The organism is Mesorhizobium sp. M2A.F.Ca.ET.039.01.1.1 (genome assembly GCF_003998035.1).
GTDB lineage: Bacteria > Pseudomonadota > Alphaproteobacteria > Rhizobiales > Rhizobiaceae > Mesorhizobium.
In genome coordinates this window covers 1-4,480 of record NZ_RZRY01000531.1, presented here as the reverse complement: position 1 = coordinate 4,480, position 4,480 = coordinate 1, and the positions used below count along the sequence as shown (strand labels likewise).

8 protein-coding genes are annotated in these 4,480 nt (G+C 66.4%); 3 read left to right on the top strand and 5 right to left on the bottom strand.

The genetic code is table 11. From position 1 onward, the window contains the following. The first annotated feature begins 220 nt into the window (after positions 1–220). The gene (locus EOA24_RS28555; RefSeq protein ID WP_126080011.1) at positions 221–709 is read left to right on the top strand and encodes a hypothetical protein; all 489 of its coding nucleotides are present in this window, start codon (positions 221–223) and stop codon (positions 707–709) included. Positions 710–744: 35 nt separating this feature from the next. Here EOA24_RS28555 and EOA24_RS28550 read toward each other — a convergent pair whose 3' ends face one another. Genes EOA24_RS28550 through EOA24_RS28530 form a run of 5 tightly spaced genes read right to left on the bottom strand, consistent with a single transcriptional unit; the run spans position 745 to position 3,127 of the window. Continuing rightward, on the bottom strand, positions 745–1,050 hold the full coding sequence (locus EOA24_RS28550; protein ID WP_126080012.1) for an urease subunit beta: 306 nt from the start codon (positions 1,048–1,050) through the stop codon (positions 745–747). A 7-nt stretch (positions 1,051–1,057) separates the two neighbouring features. Then, positions 1,058–1,651: a HupE/UreJ family protein gene (locus EOA24_RS28545; RefSeq protein WP_127256295.1), complete on the bottom strand. Its 594-nt coding sequence runs from the start codon at positions 1,649–1,651 to the stop codon at positions 1,058–1,060. 26 nt (positions 1,652–1,677) lie between these two features. Then, positions 1,678–1,932, bottom strand: a complete 255-nt coding sequence (locus tag EOA24_RS28540) for a DUF1272 domain-containing protein (protein WP_126080014.1) — start codon at positions 1,930–1,932, stop codon at positions 1,678–1,680. 28 nt (positions 1,933–1,960) lie between these two features. After that, complete coding sequence (locus EOA24_RS28535; protein WP_041003069.1) at positions 1,961–2,263, bottom strand: urease subunit gamma; 303 nt, start codon at positions 2,261–2,263, stop codon at positions 1,961–1,963. Positions 2,264–2,284: 21 nt separating this feature from the next. Beyond that, positions 2,285–3,127 carry an urease accessory protein UreD gene (locus EOA24_RS28530; RefSeq protein ID WP_245467357.1) on the bottom strand — a complete coding sequence of 281 codons (843 nt, stop codon included), beginning with the start codon at positions 3,125–3,127 and terminating at the stop codon, positions 2,285–2,287. Positions 3,128–3,379: 252 nt separating this feature from the next. Here EOA24_RS28530 and EOA24_RS28525 point away from each other — a divergent pair, with 252 nt between their 5' ends. Together EOA24_RS28525 and EOA24_RS28520 are read left to right on the top strand one after the other, a co-directional pair. Beyond that, positions 3,380–3,634 carry an acyl carrier protein gene (locus EOA24_RS28525; RefSeq protein WP_041003067.1) on the top strand — a complete coding sequence of 85 codons (255 nt, stop codon included), beginning with the start codon at positions 3,380–3,382 and terminating at the stop codon, positions 3,632–3,634. 4 nt (positions 3,635–3,638) lie between these two features. Beyond that, positions 3,639–4,480: beta-ketoacyl-[acyl-carrier-protein] synthase family protein (locus EOA24_RS28520; RefSeq protein WP_133374651.1), on the top strand; the 842-nt coding region annotated here is incomplete at its 3' end.

The following is a 4,480-nucleotide window of genomic DNA, read 5'->3' as shown; positions in this document are numbered from 1 at the left end:
GATTGCCGCCAGCATGCAGCCCAATGGCGCACTGACGCTGATCACCAAGAAGGCGAGCTGATCGCGCGCCCAGGCGGGCCGCCATGTGGTCCGCCAACCATATTTTGAAGGGAATGCGGGCCGCCTCTCGGTCCGCCGCCAGGCTTTCGAAGGGAACCTGCGGCCAGGCCGGACCGTTTCGCTGTTTTCGCCCCGCCACGAGGTCAGTCAGGAGCGAGCGATGGCGAATGGCCGGCGTTTTGCAAGATGGAGTTCCGTGGTTGTTGCCGCGCTTTTCGCGGTCGCCGCGCCCCATGCCGCGTCCGCTGCGCAGCCGCTGGGCAGCGACAAGCCTGCCGCCGCGATCGTCGATTCCGATGTCCGCCAGGAAGAGGCGCTCTCCAGGACGGAGGCCGGAAAAGTCATCACCGCCATCGACCGGACCCGCGACAATATCGGCACGGTGCGCAAGACCACCAAGCTCGACAGGGTCGACATCGTGTTCCTGACCGATGCGGCGCGCAGCGAAGGCGGGCCGCCGCCGGCCATCGAGAACAAAATGAAGCAGCATCAGGACGATGTCGCCGAGCTGCGCCAGGAGATCGAGGCGAACGCCCTGCTCTTCAACGCGATCGATTCCCGGCGCGTGCAGGCCGAGGACGTGCTCGCCGTGGAGTTCGACAATCCGGGGAAGGTCGTCATCTACGCGGCCGCCAAGCCCCCGAAGTGATGGCCTCCGAAGTGATTTGAGCGCGGCGGCGGACCTCACAGCTTGCCCATCACCTTCTGCTGGAAGCCATAGACCTCGCGTTTTCCCCCCAGCGGCACCAGCGTGACGTCGCGTTCCTGGCCCGGCTCGAAGCGCATGGCCGTGCCGGCGGCGATATCCAGCCGCATGCCGCGCGCGCGCTCGCGGTCGAATTTCAGGCCCTCATTGGTCTCGAAGAAATGATAATGGCTGCCGACCTGGATCGGACGGTCGCCGCTGTTGGCGACCTTGAGGGTGACGGTCGGCCGGCCCTTGTTGAGGTCGATCTCGCCTTTGGCCGCAATAACTTCACCAGGGATCATCGCGCCCTCACACCATGCCGACGGAAAGGCCGACGCCGATCGTCGCGCAAGCGGCGCCGGCGGCGCGCGCCAGGCCGCGGAAACGCCACCCAAGCCGAAGGCCGGCTGCCATGCCGACACCGTGGAGCAGCGCGGTGGCGGCGGCAAAGCCAGCCATATATTCGAGGCCGGCAGCGTTTTCAGGCACCTCGGCGCCATGGGCGTGACCGTGGAACAGAGCGAACAGGCCGATGATGGCGACCCCGGCCGAGACCGGCAGGTCGATCGCCAGCGCCACCAGCAGGCCGAACGCCACGACGGAAGCGAGGATGCCCGGCTCGACGAAAGGCACCGGCACATGCAGCATGCCGAGCGCGCCGCCGGCCAGCATCACGCCGAGGAAGGCCAGCGGCCAGGCCCAGAGCGCCTTGCCGCCCTTCATCGCCGCCCACAGGCCGACGGCGACCATGGCCGTCATGTGGTCGAGGCCGGACAGCGGATGCACGAAACCGGCGGCAAAAGAAGAGGTGGAGCCTGCGCCGACATGGGCGTAAGCGGGCATCGCCGCCGCCAGCAACAGGATGACGGCGAGCGTGTTGCGTTTCGTGGAGGCGGGGATCATCTTTCTGCCCTTTCCAATTGACCTAGTTAAGCGGCCTTGCGCGGGCCGCAGCCTTCGGCCTTGGGCACGCGCCTGGTCGATGGCGGATATTTCGTCAGCTTGCCTGCCGGCCGGATCGGCCGCGGCGCGAAATTGCCGCCGCAATTCGGGCAGACACCGCCCAGCACATTGTCCACGCAGTCGGCGCAGAAGGTGCATTCGAAGGTGCAGATCAGCGCATCCGTCGCCTCCGGCGGCAGATCCTTGTCGCAGCATTCGCAATTTGGCCTAAGCTCCAGCATCGGTCTTCCTCCTCACCGGATCGGCGCTTTACCTGATCGGCTCGTGCACGGTCACCAGCTTGGTGCCGTCGGGAAACGTCGCCTCGACCTGGACGTCGTGGATCATCTCGGCGATGCCGTCCATGACCTGGGCGCGGGTGACGACGTGAGCGCCGGCCTCCATCAGTTCCGCGACGGGACGGCCGTCGCGGGCGCCTTCGACGACGAAGTCGGTGATCAGGGCGATGGCTTCGGGATGGTTGAGCTTGACGCCACGCTCCAGGCGCTTGCGCGCCACCATCGCCGCCATGGCGATGAGCAGCTTGTCTTTTTCACGCGGCGTAAGATTCATGCAATGTCCCGGTATTTCAGATCAAAGTGACCACAATTTAGGCAGACCCGCCCGTCCATTGAGCAGTTCGACGAGCGGAACCAACCGCTTGCGGAGCTGGTAGCCGTCGCCGGCGGTGAGCCTCGCAAGAAGCTTGCCAGATCGGCCGACGCTCCAGAAACTGGCGCCGCCGCAGTCACTGATAACGGGGCCGCCGATGCCGCGATCGCCGATGATGGCGCGGGCCGCCTCGAGCAGGCTTTCCGCTTGCGGCGAAACGAGCAGCAGCGTCGCGATGGCAAGCGCGCCGCCGGTCGCCGCCGGCCGCCGCAACGTTGCCGCGATATCCGGACCGATCCGGAAATCCTCCGCATGGACCAGCGCGCCGCCATGGCGGACCCGCCAGCGGTCGTGGAAGCTGCCTCGAACCGTCCGCTCGCCCATCGCCAGCCGGCCGAACAGCGTGGCTTCGAGCACCAGCGCCTCGGCATCCTCCGCGAGATCGACATCCAGCGTGCGGGCGAAGGCGGCGCGGTCGAAAACGATGGTTTCCTGCGGCAGCCAGGCGAGGCGCCCGCCCGGCCCAACCCGCAGGCCGACGCTTGTCTCGGCCCTGTCGGCGGCGGCGCGATAGACCTTCTCGCAGGCCTGGGTGGTGATGGAGGCGGAGGCCTCGGCGCCGACCTCGATCGTCCAGCCGAGGCGGTCGCCGCCGGTCATTCCGCCGGCCGTGTTGATGAGCACCGCCTCGAGCGGATCGCCCTGCACCGCCGGCAGGCGGATCTTGGCCGATCCGTCCTGGTAGAGCCGCTGCAGGCGCGTCCGACCATCGCTCTTGCCGCAGAAAAGCCTGGCTCGCCCGGCAACACGTTGCGCGGCAGGCAAAGGAGCGCCGGCCAAAGGCAAGGCGGGTGTCAGGGCGTTGTCGATCGTGTCCACGTTTCCAGGTTAAGCACTCCGGCGGCTTTGTCGATATATCGCTTGTTGCTTGACATCGTTTTGGTTTCTATAGAGGGAAGCCACCCTGGAGCGGTCGCGCGGTGTCTGGCGAGGTAAGGGCAACGGCGTTGTTGGATCCGGGGACCAAAAAAGGGCGCTGATCAGTTGGCGTCGGGAAAACGACAGGGAAGGAACCGAATGGCTGACCAGCTGACGACCGAGATCATCGAAAAGATCAAAGCGCATGCCGACACCGGCGGTGAGGAAATCACCGCCAGCACCGATCTCGGAACGCTCGGCATCCATTCGCTGGAATTGACCGAGATCATCTTCGATCTCGAGGAGAAGTACGGCATCGAGATCGAGATGAACACGGTCGATGCCTGGAGCAACCTGAAGAACGTCGGCGACATGGTCGAGGCGGTTCGCGAACTGATCGCGAAAAAAGCCTGACTGCATGCAAAAACGCATCGTCATCACCGGTATTGGCGGGATTTGCGGGCTTGGCAACGATGTGCCGGCCATGTGGGACGCCATGCGCGCCGGCCGCTCGGCGATCGGCCCGATCGACAATCCGTCGCTGCATGACCTCAAGGTCAAGACCGGCTGCGAAATCAAGGAACTGCCCGAACATGGCATCGACCGCAAGCAGGTCGTCTCGATGGACCGTTTCAGCCTGCTGGCGGTGATCGCCGCGCGCGAGGCCATGCGGCAGTCCGGACTGACGGCACATGCCGACAACACCTACCGGATGGGCGCGATCGTCGGCATCGGCGTCGCGGGCTTCGAGACCATCGAGGAGAATTACCGCGCGATCCTGCTCGAGGGGCGCAACCGCGCCGCCATCTTCACCGTGCCGAAAGTGATGCCGGGCGCGGCCGCCGGGCAGGTGAGCATGGCGCTCGGGCTGCGCGGCCCTGTGTTCGGCGCCACCTCGGCCTGCTCATCGGCCAACCATGCAATTTCCACGGCGGTCGACCAGATCAGGCTCGGCCGCGCCGACGTGATGGTTGCCGGCGGCACCGAAGCGCCGCTGGTGTGGGGCGTGCTCAAGGGCTGGGAGGCGCTCAGGGTGCTTTCGCCCGACACGTGCCGGCCATTCTCGGCCGACCGCGCGGGCCTCGTGCTTGGCGAAGGCGCCGGCATGGCGGTGCTGGAAAGCTACGATCACGCGATGGCGCGCGGCGCCACCATCCTGGCCGAGATCGCCGGCGTCGGGCTTTCCGCCGATGCCTCCGACATCGTCGCGCCGACCGTCGAGGGACCGGAAGCGGCGATGCGTTTCTGCCTGGCGGATGC

Excerpts from the sequence above, each read along its gene's own strand:
- EOA24_RS28550 (WP_126080012.1), bottom strand. The coding sequence starts at position 1,050 with ATGATCCCTGGTGAAGTTATTGCGGCCAAAGGCGAGATCGACCTCAAC.
- EOA24_RS28540 (WP_126080014.1), bottom strand. The coding sequence starts at position 1,932 with ATGCTGGAGCTTAGGCCAAATTGCGAATGCTGCGACAAGGATCTGCCG.
- EOA24_RS28545 (WP_127256295.1), bottom strand. The coding sequence starts at position 1,651 with ATGATCCCCGCCTCCACGAAACGCAACACGCTCGCCGTCATCCTGTTG.
- EOA24_RS28555 (WP_126080011.1), top strand. The coding sequence starts at position 221 with ATGGCGAATGGCCGGCGTTTTGCAAGATGGAGTTCCGTGGTTGTTGCC.
- EOA24_RS28535 (WP_041003069.1), bottom strand. The coding sequence starts at position 2,263 with ATGAATCTTACGCCGCGTGAAAAAGACAAGCTGCTCATCGCCATGGCG.
- EOA24_RS28525 (WP_041003067.1), top strand. The coding sequence starts at position 3,380 with ATGGCTGACCAGCTGACGACCGAGATCATCGAAAAGATCAAAGCGCAT.